Here is a 507-nt window from a genome sequence, read left to right as displayed (position 1 = left end):
GAATGACATGAATAAGTCGATTGAAGACTCAAATAAATTTATTGAGCAAATGAATACTACAGGCTAATTACTATAAACTCGTTTACTAAGCCTACTCAATTGTAGGCTTTTTTATTGTTACTTTTTGTTACCTTTAAGCTCTTCGATAATCAGCTGTTGTTGTTATACTTTTACAAAATAATAATAATTAGAACAGTAAAATGAAGTTCAAAGCCATTACCCTAATACTTGCATTCACAATGCTCAGCGCCTGCCAAACAGCTAACCATGTTGAAGTTATTGCAGGGGAGCAAACCATTACCCCGCTACATCAAAATGGCGAGCGAGAAGGACGGTTTAATAATCTCTACCCGGGTAAAAAAACTTACCCGACGACCTGTAAAAGCAACTGCTACCCAGCTAGCCCTAAATTACAATGCGAAAAAGACAGCGAAAACTGCCAATTTATTGGTGAGCAACAGCCTATGAGTTTAAACACAGGCTTTAGCTTACGCTGGCTGGGACATG

At 38.1% G+C, this 507-nt stretch carries 1 protein-coding gene; it reads left to right on the top strand.

Features of this window, described 5'->3' with window-relative positions; all coding sequences use genetic code 11:
- Positions 1-200: 200 nt before the first annotated feature.
- The coding region (locus R0K30_RS21035) for a hypothetical protein (RefSeq protein ID WP_410612696.1) at positions 201-507 on the top strand (307 nt) is incomplete at its 3' end.

It is taken from the genome of Bacillus sp. SIMBA_154 (genome assembly GCF_046536015.1).
In the GTDB taxonomy this organism is placed as follows: domain Bacteria; phylum Bacillota; class Bacilli; order Bacillales; family Bacillaceae; genus Bacillus; species Bacillus pumilus_P.
The sequence above is the reverse complement of the archived record's forward strand: the minus strand, read 5'-3'. Positions and strand labels throughout refer to the sequence as shown.